The 15,760-nt window shown below is 71.1% G+C and carries 15 protein-coding genes and 1 pseudogene; 15 read left to right on the top strand and 1 reads right to left on the bottom strand.

Going from position 1 to position 15,760, the window contains the following annotated elements; translation table 11 throughout:
* The 10 genes from lepB (SSBG_RS06455) to SSBG_RS06410 all read left to right on the top strand — a co-directional run.
* Positions 1-999, top strand: a 999-nt coding sequence (gene lepB, locus SSBG_RS06455) for a signal peptidase I (protein ID WP_078491230.1), incomplete at its 5' end; no start/stop codon positions are given.
* The gene (gene lepB, locus SSBG_RS06450) at positions 896-1,822 is read left to right on the top strand and encodes a signal peptidase I (RefSeq protein WP_008745404.1); all 927 of its coding nucleotides are present in this window, start codon (positions 896-898) and stop codon (positions 1,820-1,822) included. The genes lepB (SSBG_RS06455) and lepB (SSBG_RS06450), both read left to right, overlap by 104 nt.
* A gap of 94 nt (positions 1,823-1,916) precedes the next feature.
* Entirely contained in the window at positions 1,917-2,669 is a 753-nt protein-coding gene (gene lepB / locus SSBG_RS06445; protein ID WP_008745403.1) for a signal peptidase I, read from the top strand.
* 325 nt (positions 2,670-2,994) lie between these two features.
* Positions 2,995-3,567 carry an NUDIX hydrolase gene (locus SSBG_RS06440; RefSeq protein ID WP_008745402.1) on the top strand — a complete coding sequence of 191 codons (573 nt, stop codon included), beginning with the start codon at positions 2,995-2,997 and terminating at the stop codon, positions 3,565-3,567.
* Between the two features lie 53 nt (positions 3,568-3,620).
* On the top strand, positions 3,621-3,929 hold the full coding sequence (locus SSBG_RS06435; protein WP_008745401.1) for a DUF2469 domain-containing protein: 309 nt from the start codon (positions 3,621-3,623) through the stop codon (positions 3,927-3,929).
* Positions 3,930-4,184: 255 nt separating this feature from the next.
* On the top strand, positions 4,185-4,550 hold the full coding sequence (locus SSBG_RS06430; RefSeq protein WP_037871180.1) for a YraN family protein: 366 nt from the start codon (positions 4,185-4,187) through the stop codon (positions 4,548-4,550).
* Positions 4,551-6,167 (top strand): YifB family Mg chelatase-like AAA ATPase, encoded by a 1,617-nt coding sequence (locus SSBG_RS06425; protein WP_008745399.1) that lies wholly within the window; start codon positions 4,551-4,553, stop codon positions 6,165-6,167.
* Entirely contained in the window at positions 6,164-7,351 is a 1,188-nt protein-coding gene (gene dprA / locus SSBG_RS06420) for a DNA-processing protein DprA (RefSeq protein WP_008745398.1), read from the top strand. Before SSBG_RS06425 ends, dprA begins: the two co-directional genes overlap by 4 nt.
* Before the next feature lie 283 nt (positions 7,352-7,634).
* On the top strand, positions 7,635-8,474 hold the full coding sequence (whiG, locus tag SSBG_RS06415) for an RNA polymerase sigma factor WhiG (RefSeq protein WP_008745397.1): 840 nt from the start codon (positions 7,635-7,637) through the stop codon (positions 8,472-8,474).
* A 309-nt stretch (positions 8,475-8,783) separates the two neighbouring features.
* Complete coding sequence (locus SSBG_RS06410) at positions 8,784-9,344, top strand: TetR/AcrR family transcriptional regulator (protein WP_008745396.1); 561 nt, start codon at positions 8,784-8,786, stop codon at positions 9,342-9,344.
* Positions 9,345-9,699: 355 nt separating this feature from the next.
* Here SSBG_RS06410 and SSBG_RS36060 read toward each other — a convergent pair.
* Positions 9,700-10,485: pseudogene (locus SSBG_RS36060) on the bottom strand (peptidoglycan DD-metalloendopeptidase family protein); the annotation flags it as partial.
* 383 nt (positions 10,486-10,868) lie between these two features.
* Here SSBG_RS36060 and rpsB point away from each other — a divergent pair.
* The 5 genes from rpsB to SSBG_RS06385 all read left to right on the top strand — a co-directional run bounded on the left by rpsB (position 10,869) and on the right by SSBG_RS06385 (position 15,642).
* Positions 10,869-11,777, top strand: a complete 909-nt coding sequence (gene rpsB, locus SSBG_RS06405; protein WP_008745393.1) for a 30S ribosomal protein S2 — start codon at positions 10,869-10,871, stop codon at positions 11,775-11,777.
* Positions 11,778-11,956: 179 nt separating this feature from the next.
* On the top strand, positions 11,957-12,793 hold the full coding sequence (tsf, locus tag SSBG_RS06400; RefSeq protein WP_008745392.1) for a translation elongation factor Ts: 837 nt from the start codon (positions 11,957-11,959) through the stop codon (positions 12,791-12,793).
* A gap of 188 nt (positions 12,794-12,981) precedes the next feature.
* Positions 12,982-13,755 (top strand): UMP kinase, encoded by a 774-nt coding sequence (gene pyrH, locus SSBG_RS06395; protein WP_008745391.1) that lies wholly within the window; start codon positions 12,982-12,984, stop codon positions 13,753-13,755.
* A 184-nt stretch (positions 13,756-13,939) separates the two neighbouring features.
* Positions 13,940-14,497, top strand: a complete 558-nt coding sequence (frr, locus tag SSBG_RS06390; protein ID WP_008745390.1) for a ribosome recycling factor — start codon at positions 13,940-13,942, stop codon at positions 14,495-14,497.
* On the top strand, positions 14,497-15,642 hold the full coding sequence (locus tag SSBG_RS06385; protein WP_008745389.1) for a phosphatidate cytidylyltransferase: 1,146 nt from the start codon (positions 14,497-14,499) through the stop codon (positions 15,640-15,642). Before frr ends, SSBG_RS06385 begins: the two co-directional genes overlap by 1 nt.
* Positions 15,643-15,760 lie beyond the last annotated feature (118 nt).

Here is a 15,760-nt window from a genome sequence, read left to right as displayed (position 1 = left end):
CCGCCCCGGCGCGACGTCGGGCGCGTGGGACGTCGCGCGCGGGCACGTCGCGTCGCGCGCCGCCGACGCCGCGCGACGTTGCGCGAGATCCCGCTCCTCCTGGGCGCGGCGTTGCTCATCGCTCTCGTCCTCAAGACGTTCTTCGTGCAGGCGTTCGTGATCCCCTCGGGCTCGATGGAGGAGACGCTGCGGATCGGGGACCGCGTCGTCGTGGACAAGCTCACGCCGTGGTTCGGCGCCGAGGTGCACCGCGGCGACGTCGTCGTCTTCCGGGACCCCGGTGGCTGGCTCGGCGAGGAGGAGGGCGGCCGGGACACCTCCTCCGGGCCGGTCCGGCAGCTCAAGAAGGGGCTCGCGTTCATCGGCCTGCTGCCGTCTGCCGACGAGAAGGACCTGATCAAACGCGTCGTCGGGACCGGCGGGGACACCGTCGCGTGCTGCGACGCGCGGGGGCGGGTGACCGTCAACGGTCAGGCCGTCGAGGAGCCGTACGTGCGTGCGGGGAATAGACCGTCCGAAGTGGAGTTCCGGGTCCACCTCCCGCCCGGGCGACTCTTCGTGCTCGGTGACCACCGGGCGAACTCGGGGGACTCCCGGTTCCACCGCGACGCGGGCCACGACGGGACCGTCGCGGAAGACGCCGTGGTCGGGCGCGCCGTCGCCGTCGTCTGGCCGTTCGGGCACTGGTCCACGCCGGGGCACAGGGAGCGCTTCGCGCGCGTCCCCGACGCGGCGTCGCGGTGGCCCGTGCACACAGAGGACTCGCATACCCTGGCCCAGGCGCGGCCGAAGGCCGGCGTCGCGCTCCCGACCCCTGCGGAACTCCCGCTCGTTATGGGAGTAGTGGGCCCACGCCTCGTACGGCGCGGGCAATGGCTCGAAGTGAGGAGTGAGCGTGGGGGACGTCGCGGTGGGCGCCCGGTCCGGACACGAGGGGCCGGAAGAGCCGGAGCAGTCGGGCGCGGGAACGGCCGGCGCCGGAGAAGGGCGGGAGCCTGAGGTGACCGAGTCCGGCGCGGACGTCCCGCGGGGCCATGGCAGGACCAGCGCCCCGAAGAAGCCGCGGCCGTTCTGGAAGGAACTGCCGCTGCTCATCGTCATCGCCCTGGTCCTGGCACTGATCATCAAGACGTTCCTGGTGCAGGCGTTCTCCATCCCGTCCGGCTCGATGCAGAACACCCTCCAGGTGAGCGACCGCGTCCTCGTGGACAAGCTCACACCGTGGTTCGGGTCGAAGCCCTCGCGCGGCGAGGTCGTCGTCTTCAAGGACCCCGACCGCTGGCTGAAGAACGAGCCCACGCCCACGCCCAACATCCTCCAGAAGGGCCTCAGCTTCATCGGGCTGATGCCGTCCGCGGACGAGAAGGACCTGATCAAGCGCGTCATCGGCGTCGGCGGTGACACCGTCGAGTGCAACGGGACCGGTCCCCTCAAGGTCAACGGGAAGCCGCTCGACGAGCCGTACGTCTTCCAGGGCAACACCGCGTGCTCGGTCGACGAAAACGGCCAGTTCAAGGTCAAGGTGCCGAAGGACAAGCTGTGGGTCATGGGCGACCACCGCCAGGCGTCGGCCGACTCGCGCTACCACCAGACCGACCGCAACCAGGGCTTCGTCCCGGTCGACAACGTCATCGGCCGCGCCTTCGTGATCGCCTGGCCGCCGAACCGCTGGTCGACCCTCTCGGTCCCCGACACCTTCCACCAGTCCGGCATCAACGCCGCGGCGTCGGCCACCGCACCGGCCGCCCTCGGCCTCGTGGGTGCCTTCCCCCTCGTGCTCTGGCGCAGGCGGAGGCTTTCTGCCGCGCGTACCGACGGGTAGGGTGCCTCCCCAGACCGGCGATCACCGCGGCCGGACGCCTCGTCCCCGGGGCGCGCCGGCGCGGTGACGCACCGTTCCATCTGGGGGCACCAGCATGAGCGCATCGTCCGGTACGGCCCCGCCCGGAAGCCGTAGGGGAAACGTGCTGTCGGGGATCGTCGTCGCGCTGGGGTTCGTGCTCCTCGTCGGTGGTTTCGCGTGGGGGGCGTGGGAGTACCGCCCGTACACGGTGCCCACGGCCTCCATGACCCCGACCATCGACGCCGGGGACCGTGTGCTCGGGCAGCGGATATCGGGCGACGAGGTGCGCCGCGGCGACGTCGTCGTCTTCAAGGACCGCGCCTGGGGCGACGAGACGCTGGTCAAACGCGTCGTGGCCGTAGGCGGGGACAAGATTGCCTGCTGCACCGAGGGCCACCTCACCGTCAATGGCGAGCAGATCGCGGAGCCCTACCTCCCCACGGACGCCGCGCACCGCGGCACGCGGCTGCCCGGCACCGTTGTGCCGAAGGGCCGCCTCTTCCTCCTCGGTGACGAACGCGCGGGCTCCCTCGACTCCACCGCCCACCTGGACGATGTCGCGCGCGGCTCCGTGCCGCGCTCCGCCGTCTCCGCCCGCGTGGACGCCGTCGTCTTCCCGTGGCGCGGCATGTTGGAGCGCCCGAGCGGTTTCGCCGCGCTCCCCGGCGGCATCTCGACGCCGGGTCCGCTGCGGCTGCTCCTCGGCGCCGTCGTCCTCGGCGCCGTCCTGATCCTCGTCGGCGCGGCGTACGGTCCCCTCGCGTCCCGCGCGGCGAGACGTCGCGCCGCGCGGCGCCGGCGGGAGGCGGCGGCGAATGCGGTCTGAGAACGAGACAGGCGGCGGGCGAGGCGGCACGCGCCCTGACGGCGCGGGACGCGCGGGCGAGGCGGGCTGTGGAGACGCGGCGAGGCCTGGCGACGCAGGGCGGGCGGGTGCCGACGGCACGGTGCGCGGTGACGCCGCCCCGCGTGGGGACGGTGCCGAGCTTGAGGGCGGAGTTGGGGGTGGGGACGGCGCCGGGCCTCACGGCAGCCGGGGCGTGCCCGCACCCGCCGCGTCGGCGCCTGACGCGGTGGCCCCCGATGAGACGGCCGCGGCCACACGTGACGACGCCGCGCACGCGCCGTACGACGCGACGCAGCGTGACACCATGCGACGCCCCGGAGACGCCGCGTCGCGCGACGTCGCGGGCGACGTCGCGTCGCACCCGCGCCCCCCGGACGCCGCGCCCGGCGCTACACCGCCGCTACGCCGCGTAGCGCGCGTCGTCCTTCTCGACCCGGACGACCGCATCCTCCTGATCCACGGGCACGAGCCGGCGGACGCGGCCGACGCCTGGTGGTTCACGCCGGGCGGTGGCCTGGAAGGGTCCGAGACACGTGAGCAGGCCGCCCTCCGCGAGCTGAGGGAGGAGACGGGAATCACCGAGGTCACCCTCGGTCCCCTCTTGTGGCGGCGGGCCTGCTCCTTCTCCTTCGCGGGCCGGCGCTGGGCCCAGGACGAGTGGTACTACCTCGCCCGCACGACGCAGACCGCCACGGTCGCCGAGGAGCTGACCGAGCTGGAGCTCAGCAGCGTCGACGGCACACGGTGGTGGACATGCGCCGAGCTGGAGGCGACGTCGGAGACGGTCTACCCCACCCGGCTCGCGCCGCTCCTGCGGCGACTGCTGCGCGAGGGGCCGCCTCCGGTGCCCGAGATCCTGACCACGGAAATCGCCTGAGAGCGGGCGGGCAGGCGCACAATGGGGGGACGCACGGCTGAAGGGGAACTGCCATGAGCGCCGAGGACCTCGAAAAGTACGAGACCGAGATGGAGCTGAAGCTCTACCGGGAGTACCGCGACGTCGTCGGCCTGTTCAAATACGTGATCGAGACCGAGCGGCGCTTCTACCTCACGAACGACTACGAGATGCAGGTGCACTCGGTGCAGGGCGAGGTGTTCTTCGAGGTGTCCATGGCGGACGCCTGGGTCTGGGACATGTACCGCCCCGCGCGTTTCGTGAAGCAGGTGAGGGTGCTCACGTTCAAGGACGTGAACATCGAGGAGCTGAACAAGACCGACCTGGAGCTTCCCGGCGGCTGACCGGTGAAGACGACGAACGGCCGGAGGGGCCCGCGCGAGAGCGTCGGGCCCCTCCGCTGTTTCCGCTCGCAGCCGCCTACACCACGAGGGCGGGTGCTCCCCCCACCTGGGGATAACTCGGCGTCGCCGCCGACACGCATCACCCGAACGGGTGGGCGATTTTTCTTTTTCTTCGAAGTTATCCACAGATTTCCGTTCGGCCGTTCCCGGAGCCTCGTCCATCCGTCACAGTCGGTGAGGAAGGAGGTGGTGTCCGTGAACACCAGATCGGCGCTGGGCAGGTACGGCGAGGAAGCCGCGGTACGTGCGCTGTGCACGGCCGGGATGCGGATCGTGGCCCGCAATTGGCGGTACGGGCGGGTCGGTGAGGTCGACATCGTCGCCCTGGACGGCGACACCCTGGTCATCTGCGAGGTGAAGACCCGCAGAGCCCAGGGATTCGAGCACCCGATGGCGGCGGTGCGGAGCGCCAAGGTCGAGCGACTGCGACGGCTCGCGGAGTTGTGGCTCAGCAAGCACGGAGGAGCCCCACCGGGAGGCGTGCGCATCGATCTCGTGGGCGTGCTCGTCCCGCGGCGTTCCGGTGCCCCTGAGGTCGAGCACGCGCGGGGGGTGGGCTGAATGGGTTTCGCCCGCACCTGCTCCGTGACGCTCCTCGGCATCGACGCGGTCGTGGTCGAGGTCCAGGCCGATCTCGAACCGGGTGTCGCCGCCTTCACCCTCGTCGGGCTGCCGGACAAGAGCTTGGTCGAGAGCCGCGACAGGGTCCGCGCCGCCGTGGTCAACTCGGGGGCCGAGTGGCCCCAGAAGAAGCTCACCGTCGGGCTGAGTCCCGCCTCCGTCCCCAAGAGCGGCAGTGGCTTCGACCTCGCTGTCGCCTGCGCCGTCCTCGGTGCGACGGAGCGCGTCGACCCCGCCGCGGTCGCCGACCTGGTGATGATCGGCGAGCTGGGCCTCGACGGCCGCGTACGGCCCGTACGCGGCATCCTGCCGGGCGTTCTCGCCGCCGCCGACGCCGGATACCGGCACGTGGTCGTCCCGGAGAGCTCGGCGGCCGAGGCGGCGCTCGTGCCCGGGATGTCCGTCCTCGGGGTGCGCAGCCTGCGCCAGCTCGTCGCCGTGCTCGCCGGCGAACCGGTCCCCGAGGAGGAACCACTCGCCCCGGGCCGCCCCGATCCGCTGCTGGCCGGACTGTCGATGCCGGGTGCGGGCTTCGGGACGGGGGTGGCGCCCGGTCTCACGGACCGGCAGCCGGACCTGGAGGACGTCGCGGGCCAGTACACCGCGCGCCGCGCCCTGGAGGTCGCGGCGGCCGGCGGGCACCACCTGCTGCTCCACGGCCCGCCCGGGGCGGGGAAAACCATGCTCGCGGAACGGCTGCCCGGCATCCTGCCGCCTCTGACCCGCTCCGAGTCCCTGGAAGTCACCGCGGTGCACTCCGTGGCCGGGATGCTGCCGCCCGGGCGGCCCCTGGTGGAGTCACCGCCGTACTGCGCGCCCCACCACTCGGCCACGATGCAGTCACTCGTGGGCGGGGGAGCAGGGCTGCCCCGGCCCGGAGCCGTCTCGATGGCGCATCGCGGAGTGCTTTTTCTGGACGAAGCGCCTGAATTCCACGCGCAAGTCCTGGATTCCCTGCGGCAACCGCTCGAATCGGGGTACGTGGTGATCGCGCGTTCGGCGGGGGTGGTACGGCTCCCCGCGAAGTTCCTCATGGTGCTCGCCGCCAACCCCTGCCCATGCGGCCGCAGCGGCCTCGTGGGCGATCCCTGCGACTGCCCGCCCGCCATGGTGCGGCGCTACCAGGCCCGGATCTCCGGCCCACTGCTCGACCGCGTGGACCTCCACGTACGGGTCGATCCCATCGGCCGCGCGGAACTCCACCGTGACCGCGCGGACAACGAGTCCACGAGCGTCGTGCGGGCGCGGGTGCGCGAGGCACGGGAACGCGCGCTCGACCGGTACCGCGACGAGCCGTGGCACTGCAACAGCGAGGTTCCAGGCCACGAGCTCCGCACCCGCTGGCCGCTCGCGCCCGGCGCGCTCGACACCGTAGCGAGAGACCTGGAGCGTGGTCTGCTGACGGCGCGCGGCCTCGACCGCGTCCTGCGCGTCGCCTGGACCCTCGCCGACCTGGCCGGACACGAGCGCCCCGACGCCGCGGCCCTCGCCCTGGCCCTGGAGCTGCGGACCGGGGTACGGCGCGGAGCCGTCCTCACGACGGGAGCCGCCGCATGAACGCGCCCGCCTCAGGGCTCGCCGCACCGTGCGAGGGAGAACGCCTGGCGCGCTCCGCACTCAGCCGGGTGTTCGAACCGGGCGAGCCGAAGACCGGAGCCCTGCTGCGCACCGGCGGCGCCGAGGCGCTCCTGGAACGGCTGCGCACGGGCGGAGCCGCGCCGAAGGGCTTCACGAAGGGCCGCTGGGAAGCGCTCACCGTCCGGGCCAGGCGGGCGGACCCGGAACGGGACCTGGCGCGGGCGGCGGCCGTGGGCGGGCGGTTCGTGTGCCCCGGGGACCTCGAATGGCCCTCCCAGCTCGACGACCTGCAGGACACCCGCCCCCTCGGGCTCTGGGTGCGTGGGCCGGCCGACCTGCGCATGTGGTCGCTACGAGCCGTCGCCATCGTGGGCGCGCGGGCCTGCACGGACTACGGCACTTACCTGGCCGGAGCGCTCGCCGTCGGCCTCGCCGAGCAGGGCTGGGTCGTCGTCTCGGGAGGGGCGTTCGGCATCGACGGCGCGGCCCACCGGGGCGCCCTGGGTGTCGCCGGGGGCACGCTGGCGGTGCTTGCCTGCGGCATCGACCGGAGCTATCCGCCGGGGCACGCGCGCCTCCTCGCGCGGATCGCCGAGCAGGGGCTCTTGGTCGGCGAGCTGCCGCCGGGCGAGCACCCCACACCGAGCCGCTTCGTCACGCGTAATCGGGTCATCGCCGCGCTGACCCGGGGGACCGTGGTCGTCGAGGCGGCGCTGCGCAGCGGGGCGCTCGTCACCGCGCGAGCGGCCGAGCGGCTGGGGCGCCACGTCATGGGAGTTCCTGGTCCCGCCACCAGTGGACTCTCGGCGGGGGTGCACCAACTCCTGCGCGGTCAGGCCCACCTGGTGACGGACGCGGCAGAGGTGGTGGAACTGGTCGGAGAGATGGGGGAGCTGGCTCCCGAACGGCGCGGCCCCCTCGTACCGCGAGACCTGTTGAGCCCGGAGGCGGCGGTGGTGCTCGCCGCGCTGCCCGCGCACGGAGTGGTGCCGGCGGAGAGCATCGCCCTGGCCGCTGTCACCGCCAAGGACGACGTGATCGCGCGCCTGTACGAGCTCCAAGCGCTCGGTTTCGTCGAACGACACGGTGACGGCTGGCAGTTGACACGCCGGACACGTACGACGGCTTCACCGGGGTGGGAGAGGGGTGGTCACGCCCGCTGAGTGGGCCGACGAGGGCCCAAGTCCCCGTCGGCCCCCGGGTGAAGCCGACGATGCCGTCGCGGAGCGTAACGGCGCGGGTGGTCCCGCGCGGGGAGCGGAACGTATCTGCAAACGCCTGATCCCCTAACATGCGCACATTGCGACACCGTAGTCACGCTACGCTCACGACAATCCCACTCCCGGCAGGCGACCGAACGGCAGCCGCCCCCGCGGGCTCGGCCCGCACCCGTAAACCCCCGCAGACGAACACCCCAGTTCGGCCCAGAACGACCCAAGGCGACGAATGCCCCAGCAGATCTCCGACTCCGACAGCGCGGCGGCTCCCTCCGCCGCAAGCGGCGAAAGTGTCCAGCGCCGCGCGCCCCAGTCGGTGGACGAACTGTGGCGGATGTACAAAACGACGGGCGACGCGCGACTCCGCGAACAGCTGATCCTTCACTACTCGCCCCTCGTCAAGTACGTCGCGGGCCGCGTGAGTGTCGGCCTTCCCCCGAACGTCGAGCAGGCCGACTTCGTCTCCTCCGGGGTCTTCGGGCTCATCGACGCGATCGAGAAGTTCGACATCGAGCGCTCGATCAAGTTCGAGACGTACGCGATCACCCGGATTCGCGGCGCCATGATCGATGAACTGCGCGCCCTCGACTGGATTCCCCGCTCCGTCCGCCAAAAGGCGCGCAACGTCGAACGTGCCTACGCCACGCTGGAGGCCAAGCTCCGCCGGACCCCCAGCGAGGCGGAGGTGGCGCGGGAGATGGGGGTGGGGGTGGAGGACCTGCACGCCGTGTTCAGCCAGTTGTCGCTCGCCAACGTCGTGGCGCTGGAAGAACTCCTCAGCGTCGGCAGTGAGGGCGGCGGCCGTCTGAGCATCATGGACACCCTGGAGGACACGGACGCCGACAACCCGGTCGAGGTCGCGGAGGGACGCGAGCTGCGCCGGCTGCTCTCGCGGGCGATCAACTCCCTGCCGGAACGGGAGAAGACCGTGGTGATGCTCTACTACTACGAAGGGCTCACACTCGCGGAGATCGGCCATGTCCTCGGCGTGACCGAAAGCCGTGTCAGCCAGATCCACACGAAGTCAGTGCTCCAGCTCCGCGCGAAGTTGTCGAGCTTCGACAGCTGAGAAGCGGCCGTGACGTGAGGCCGCGTGCGACCTGGGGATCGTTTGCTGCCTGTGACTTTTCATGGCACGGAGGCCGTGTGTGACGCGCCTCCAGCAGGCGGTCCGGGCGCTTTCGCGCGCCGGACGCGGCGGACGCCGCGCGCGGCCGTGTGAGGGATGGCGCGCGACTGGCCGCGTGGAGAACGGTGCGCGCGCCGTGACGCGCTTTGCCGGAATTTGACCTCCTTTCATGTATCGGTACCCCGTGCCCTGGGCCGAGGGGAGCGGCCTCCGTAAAGTGGACGGGTGCCAAGGATTCGAGCGGCCTCCGTGGCCGAGCACCGAGTGATGCAACGCAGTGCCTTGCTGGACGCCGCGCGGACTCTGCTGTCCGAGGGCGGGACCGAAGCGCTGACCTTCCCCGCGCTCGCCGAGCGCACCGGCCTCGCCCGGTCCTCGGTCTACGAGTACTTCCGTTCCCGGGGCGCCGTGGTCGAGGAACTCTGCGCCGTCGACTTCCCCGTGTGGGCGGCCGAGGTGGAGCTCGCGATGACGGAGATGCCCACGGCGGCGGGAAAGATCGAGGCGTACGTCCGGTGCCAGCTGGACCTGGTCCAGGACCGCAGGCACCGCGCCGTCGCCGCGATCTCGGCCAGTGAACTCGACCGCGGCGCGCGGGAGAAGATCCGCGCGGCGCACGGCGGTCTCATCGGTCTCGTCGTGGACGCGCTCAGCGATCTCGGCCACGAGGAGCCGCGCCTCGCGGCGCGGCTTCTCCAGGGTGTCGTCGATGCCGCCGTGCGCCGGATCGAGTTCGGGGTCGCCGAGGAGCCGGGGAAGATCGCCGATGCTGCCGTCGCCCTCGCTCTCCGCGGCGTGACCGGCGGCTGACGCGTCGCTCGCGAACGGCGGCCGGCTGTCCTGCGTCCTCCTCGCCGTACGTCCCCGGCGTGCGCGCCTGTACGGCGGAAGCGGGAACCGGCTGCCCCGCCGGGTGAGGCGCCGTCTTGTGCTCGGAAGCCGGGCTCACCACGTGCTGGTGGACGGGTACCGATGACAGGAGCGGATGCGCGGCGGGGCCCGTCGGGGAACCGGGCTGCGGTGTTCGTGGCTGCGGGAGAGGACCCGAGGGCGGGAACAGCCGGGACGGCCCGAGGCCGAGCAGTTCCGGCGGCAGCAGGCTCAGCGGGTTGAGGTATGTCTTCCCGCGCCGGAGCCCCCAGTGCAGGCACGGGGTCCCGCAGTGGTAGGCGCCGTTCCCGGTCAGTACGCCGAGCGGTTGCCCCGCCTCCACGATGTCTCCCGCCCGGACAGTTGCCGCGACGGGCTCGTACGTCGTCCGCAGCGGCGTGGCGCCGGTTCCGGGCAGCTCGACGCTCACGACCCCGCGCCCCCCGACGGGACCAGCGAAGACGACGCGGCCGGCCGCTGCCGCCCGTACGACCGCGCCCTCGCTCGCTCCCAGGTCGATGCCGCGGTGACCGGGCCCGTACGGGGTCGCCGGGGGCTCCCAGCCGCGCAGCACCGGAGGCGGTGCCGAAACCGGCCAGGAGCGCGCGGCCGAATCCTGGGGCGCAGCGGCGGATGCCGTGGGTGTGTGGGCCGCCCTGCCCGCGCGCTCGCCGGCGCGCTGACCGCCGCTGCCTCCGGGGGCTGTGGATTTCCCCGCCGATCTACTGCTTGTCCTACCGGCGCCGGTCGTACCATCGCCGGTCAACCCGGTCTGCGGCGTGGTCGTCGTGCGGACGCTTGTCGCACGAGTCGAAGTCCGCGGTCTCGTGCGAGGGGGCTGCTGCGGGGTGCAGGTGCGGGTGTGTGCGTACGGAGGGGGCTGGGCGGGTGGGGGTGACGTCGAGGAGGGCCGGTCCGTCGTGCACGTGCGGCGAGCGACCTCGGGGTTCTCCTGGGTCGCCCAGGTGGCCGCCCAGGCCGCCAGGGATGCGGCGAGGGTGGCCGAGGCGGCCGCGAGAACGGCTGTGCCGAGGCGCAGCAACGAGCGGGCGCGGAGGGAAGGCTCAGCAGCGATCGCCATGAGTGACCGTCGCCTTTCTTTGTGCAGGTCAGACCGCCGCCCAGCCCATGGGGACGCGCGTGTGGTCACGGAGAGTTGCACTCCGTGAGTCAAGCGTGACGCACGTGCGGGGATGGTCGGCGCCACTTTCTGGCGATCTGTGGATAACTGGGCCGTTACGGATATCGCCGTCACCCGGAAGCGTGGCGGTCCCGTACACTTCTCGTGGCGATCCGGGGTCCCGGATCGACTTCGCACGCCCCGACATCGGTGGGATTCGTCCCGTACGACGGTGGGTTCTCCGATGTCCGCGCTTCTCGGTCCCTCGTGGCGCAGCGCGACCGGGGCGTCAGGAGCGTCGGCCGACCGGCCGGCGCAACCGGGAAAAACAAGGAGATACGGCCATGGCCGTCGTCACGATGCGGGAGCTGCTGGAGAGCGGCGTCCACTTCGGTCACCAGACCCGTCGTTGGAACCCTAAGATGAAGCGCTTCATCTTCACGGAGCGCAACGGCATCTACATCATCGACCTGCTCCAGTCGCTGTCGTACATCGACCGCGCCTACGAGTTCGTCAAGGAGACCGTCGCCCACGGCGGCACGGTCATGTTCGTCGGCACGAAGAAGCAGGCGCAGGAGGCCATCGCGGAGCAGGCCACCCGCGTCGGTATGCCCTACGTCAACCAGCGGTGGCTCGGTGGGATGCTCACCAACTTCTCCACCGTCTACAAGCGCCTCCAGCGACTGAAGGAGCTGGAGCAGATCGACTTCGAGGACGTGGCCGCCTCCGGCCTCACCAAGAAGGAACTGCTCGTCCTCTCCCGCGAGAAGGCCAAGCTGGAGAAGACCCTCGGCGGTATCCGCGAGATGCAGAAGGTGCCCAGCGCCGTCTGGATCGTGGACACCAAGAAGGAGCACATCGCCGTCGGTGAGGCGCGCAAGCTCAACATCCCGGTCGTCGCGATCCTCGACACCAACTGCGACCCCGACGAGGTCGACTACAAGATCCCGGGCAACGACGACGCGATCCGCTCCGTCACCCTGCTCACCCGCGTGATCGCCGACGCCGTCGCCGAGGGCCTCATCGCCCGCTCCGGCGCCGCCACCGGCGACTCCAAGCCGGGCGAGAAGGCCGCCGGTGAGCCGCTGGCCGAGTGGGAGCGCGACCTGCTCGACACCGACAAGAAGGACGAGACCCCCGCCGAGGCCGAGGTGCAGACCTCCGCCGAGACGGAGAAGGTCGCCGACGCGGAGGCCGTCGAGGTTCCCGCCGCCGAGGCCGCGGCCACCGAGGCGCCGGCCGAGCAGGCCTGACCTTCCGGGGTCTCTGACCTCCCGGGGTTGGTGACGGCGGGGGCCACGCGGCCCCCGCCGTCCACCCGTAGAATTCCGCGGTTCGAGGATGTCCACGCCGCCCACCCTTCGGTGGCGGCGGCAGGGACTGCGCCGTGCGGACCGCGCACTTCCAGACTTCGAGAAAGATTCACAGAATCATGGCGAACTACACCGCCGCCGACGTCAAGAAGCTCCGTGAGCTCACCGGCGCCGGCATGATGGACTGCAAGAAGGCGCTGGACGAGGCCGAGGGCAACGTCGACAAGGCCGTCGAGCTTCTTCGCGTCAAGGGCCAGAAGGGCGTCGCCAAGCGCGAGGGCCGCTCCGCCGAGAACGGCGCCGTCGTCTCCCTCCTCGCCGACGACCACACCTCCGGTGTCCTTGTCGAGCTGAAGTGCGAGACCGACTTTGTCGCCAAGGGCGAGAAGTTCCAGGCCGTCGCGAACACCCTCGCCGAGCACGTCGCCAAGTCGGCCCCCGCCGACCTGGAGGCCCTGCTCGCCTCCGAGATCGAGCCCGGCAAGACCGTCCAGGCGTACGTGGACGAGGCCAACGCCAACCTCGGCGAGAAGATCGTCCTCGACCGCTTCGCACAGTTCTCCGGCGGCTACGTCGCGGCGTACATGCACCGCACGATGCCCGACCTCCCGCCGCAGATCGGTGTCCTTGTCGAGCTCGACAAGGAGAACGCCGAGGTCGCCAAGGACGTCGCGCAGCACATCGCCGCCTTCTCGCCGAAGTACCTGTCGCGCGAGGACGTCCCGGCCGACGTCGTGGAGTCCGAGCGTCGCGTCGCCGAGGAGACCTCGCGCAACGAGGGCAAGCCCGAAGCCGCGCTCCCCAAGATCGTCGAAGGCCGCGTCAACGGTTTCTTCAAGGAGGTCACCCTCCTCGACCAGCCGTTCGCCAAGGACAACAAGAAGTCCGTCAAGAAGATCCTGGACGAGGCCGGTGTCACCCTGAAGCGCTTCTCGCGCATCAAGGTCGGCATCTGAGTCCGTACCACGACCGGCTCGGCGCTCTGCCCGGTACTCGCCGGGCAGGACGCCGGGCCACTCGTCCCGAGCCCCGCAGGGCGCGGGACGAGGCGCTGATCTGACGAGGAGGCCATTGCCGTGCACAGGGTGCCCACAACGCCCGCCGGTAATGGCCTCCTTGCTATGTGCATCACGAGGAGAACCCCATGACGACGGCCGAAGCCGATAAAACCACCGATTCCAGCGTGCACGGCAAGGGCGCCGGCCGCTTCTTGCTGAAGCTGTCCGGTGAGGCGTTCGCCGGTGGTGGCGGGCTCGGGGTCGACCCCGACGTGGTGCACACCATCGCGCGGGAGATCGCCGCCGTCGTACGCGACGGTGCGCAGATCGCCGTCGTGATCGGCGGGGGCAACTTCTTCCGCGGCGCGGAGCTCCAGCAGCGCGGCATGGACCGCGCGCGCTCCGACTACATGGGGATGCTCGGCACGGTCATGAACTGCCTCGCGCTCCAGGACTTCCTGGAGAAGGAGGGCATCGACTCCCGCGTCCAGACGGCGATCACCATGGGGCAGGTGGCCGAGCCCTACATCCCGCTGCGTGCCGTGCGGCACCTGGAGAAGGGCCGCGTCGTCATCTTCGGCGCCGGCATGGGGATGCCGTACTTCTCCACCGACACCACCGCCGCGCAGCGCGCCCTGGAGATCCACGCCGAAGCCCTCCTCATGGGCAAGAACGGTGTGGACGGCGTCTACGACTCGGACCCGAAGACCAACGCCGACGCCGTCAAGTTCGACGCGCTCGGCTACGGGGAGGTCATCACACGCGACCTCAAGGTCGCCGACATGACCGCCATCACCCTCTGCCGCGACAACAAGCTCCCGATCCTCGTCTTCGAGCTGCTGACGGCGGGCAATATCGCCCGGGCGGTCAAGGGTGAGAAGATCGGCACGCTCGTGGGCGACCAGGGCACCCGGGCCTGACCGCCGCGTGCTCCGGCCGCCCTCGCGGCGTGCACGGGGCGCCGCCGCCGGGCGACGGGATGGACAAAGACCCGTCGCTCGGACACCGTGCAGTACGGAAGCGACGCAGCCGGACCTGTGCGCCTCTCGCCCCCGCGGCGGGACGAACCTCATCAGGCCAACTCAAGACACGCAGGAGCAAGTGGTGATCGAAGAGATCCTCCTCGAAGCAGAGGAGAAGATGGAAAAGGCCGTGGTGGTCGCCAAGGAGGACTTGGCCGCCATTCGTACCGGTCGCGCGCATCCGGCGATGTTCAACAAGATCGTCGCGGACTACTACGGGGCGCTGACGCCGATCAACCAGCTCGCCTCGTTCTCGGTGCCCGAGCCCCGTATGGCCGTCGTGACCCCGTTCGACAAGAGCGCGCTGCGCAACATCGAGCAGGCCATTCGCGACTCGGACCTGGGCGTCAACCCGAGCAACGACGGGCACATCATCCGGGTGGTCTTCCCCGAGCTGACCGAGGAGCGCCGCAAGGAGTTCATCAAGGTCGCGCGGACCAAGGGCGAGGACGCGCGCGTCTCGATCCGCGCCGTGCGCCGCAAGGCCAAGGACGCCCTCGACAAGCTGGTCAAGGACAAGGAGACCGGCGAGGACGAGGTACGCCGCGCGGAGAAGGAGCTCGACGACACCACCGCGAAGTACGTCGCGCAGGTGGACGAGCTGCTCAAGCACAAGGAATCCGAGCTGCTTGAGGTCTGATGAACGACTCCTCCTGGGACGCGCCGTCCCGTACCGGATACGGCGAGCCGTGGCCCACCTCCGGACAGGGGGCTGCCTCGGCGGGTCCCGTGTACGAAGGGCATGACGTCCAAGAGACTCGGCCCATGCCCATCGTGCCCGACGTACCCGCGAACGGCGGCGACCAGGACGACGACCGGGGGGCCGCTCGGCTGAGTGGTCCCCTGTTCCGCGACGAGGTGCCGCAGGAGCCCGGCCGGACCGGTTCCGTACCGCCCGTGCCCCCGGCCCCGCAGCCCGCTCCTGCGCCCGCGCAGGCTTCACCGGCGCCGAGCCCCGGTCGGCAGAAGAAGAGCGCCGGCCGGAACCTGGGGGCGGCCATAGGGGTCGGTCTCGGTCTCGGTGTCGTTGTCGTCGCGTCGTTGTTCATCGTCAAGGCCGTCTTCGTCGGCGTCATAGCGCTCGCCGTCGTCGTTGGTCTGTGGGAGCTGACCTCCCGCCTCGCGGAACGCAAGCAGGTCAACGCGCCGCTGATCCCGCTCGCCGCGGGCGGCGCCGCGATGGTCGTCGCGGGCTACGTGCGCGGCGCCGAGGGCGCGTGGGTGGCGATGGCGCTGACGGCGCTCGTCGTGCTCGTGTGGCGGATGTTCCAGCCGCCGGAGGGCTACCTGCGCGACGTCACGGCGGGCGTGTTCGCGACGTTCTACGTGCCGTTCCTCGCGACGTTCGTCGCGCTGCTGCTCACGGCGGACGACGGGCCGCGCCGCGTGCTGCTCTTCCTCGTGCTCACGGTCGTCAGTGACACCGGGGCGTACGCGGTGGGCTGGCGCTTCGGTTCGCACAAGCTCGCTCCGCGCATCAGCCCGGGCAAGACGCGCGAAGGACTCTTCGGGGCCGTGAGCTTCGCCATGGTGGCCGGCGCGCTGCTGATGCAGTTCATGATCAACGACGGGCGGTGGTGGCAGGGGCTGCTCCTCGGACTGGCCGTCGCGGCCAGTGCCACCTTGGGTGACCTCGGCGAGTCCATGATCAAGCGGGACCTGGGGATCAAGGACATGGGGACCCTGCTCCCCGGCCACGGCGGCATCATGGACCGGCTCGACTCCCTGCTGCCCACGGCGCCCGTCGTGTGGTTGCTGCTCGTCCTGTTCGTCGGTTCGGGCTGAGCCGTGATGCCCCGGGTCGTCCAGCGGCGCGGGGCGTGATCGCGGGGTGTGGAGGGGCCGGTGCCGGGCCGACACCCGAGGTCGGCCCGGGACCGTTGCCTTCGGCTCGGGATGTGGT

It is taken from the genome of Streptomyces sp. SPB074 (genome assembly GCF_000154905.1).
Lineage (GTDB): Bacteria > Actinomycetota > Actinomycetes > Streptomycetales > Streptomycetaceae > Streptomyces.
The sequence above is the reverse complement of the archived record's forward strand: the minus strand, read 5'-3'. Positions and strand labels throughout refer to the sequence as shown.

Coding starts and splice junctions, on each gene's coding strand:
- lepB (WP_008745403.1), top strand. CDS start 1,917: ATGAGCGCATCGTCCGGTACGGCCCCGCCCGGAAGCCGTAGGGGAAAC.
- SSBG_RS06440 (WP_008745402.1), top strand. CDS start 2,995: ATGCGACGCCCCGGAGACGCCGCGTCGCGCGACGTCGCGGGCGACGTC.
- SSBG_RS06435 (WP_008745401.1), top strand. CDS start 3,621: ATGAGCGCCGAGGACCTCGAAAAGTACGAGACCGAGATGGAGCTGAAG.
- SSBG_RS06425 (WP_008745399.1), top strand. CDS start 4,551: ATGGGTTTCGCCCGCACCTGCTCCGTGACGCTCCTCGGCATCGACGCG.
- dprA (WP_008745398.1), top strand. CDS start 6,164: ATGAACGCGCCCGCCTCAGGGCTCGCCGCACCGTGCGAGGGAGAACGC.
- whiG (WP_008745397.1), top strand. CDS start 7,635: ATGCCCCAGCAGATCTCCGACTCCGACAGCGCGGCGGCTCCCTCCGCC.
- rpsB (WP_008745393.1), top strand. CDS start 10,869: ATGGCCGTCGTCACGATGCGGGAGCTGCTGGAGAGCGGCGTCCACTTC.
- tsf (WP_008745392.1), top strand. CDS start 11,957: ATGGCGAACTACACCGCCGCCGACGTCAAGAAGCTCCGTGAGCTCACC.
- pyrH (WP_008745391.1), top strand. CDS start 12,982: ATGACGACGGCCGAAGCCGATAAAACCACCGATTCCAGCGTGCACGGC.
- SSBG_RS06385 (WP_008745389.1), top strand. CDS start 14,497: ATGAACGACTCCTCCTGGGACGCGCCGTCCCGTACCGGATACGGCGAG.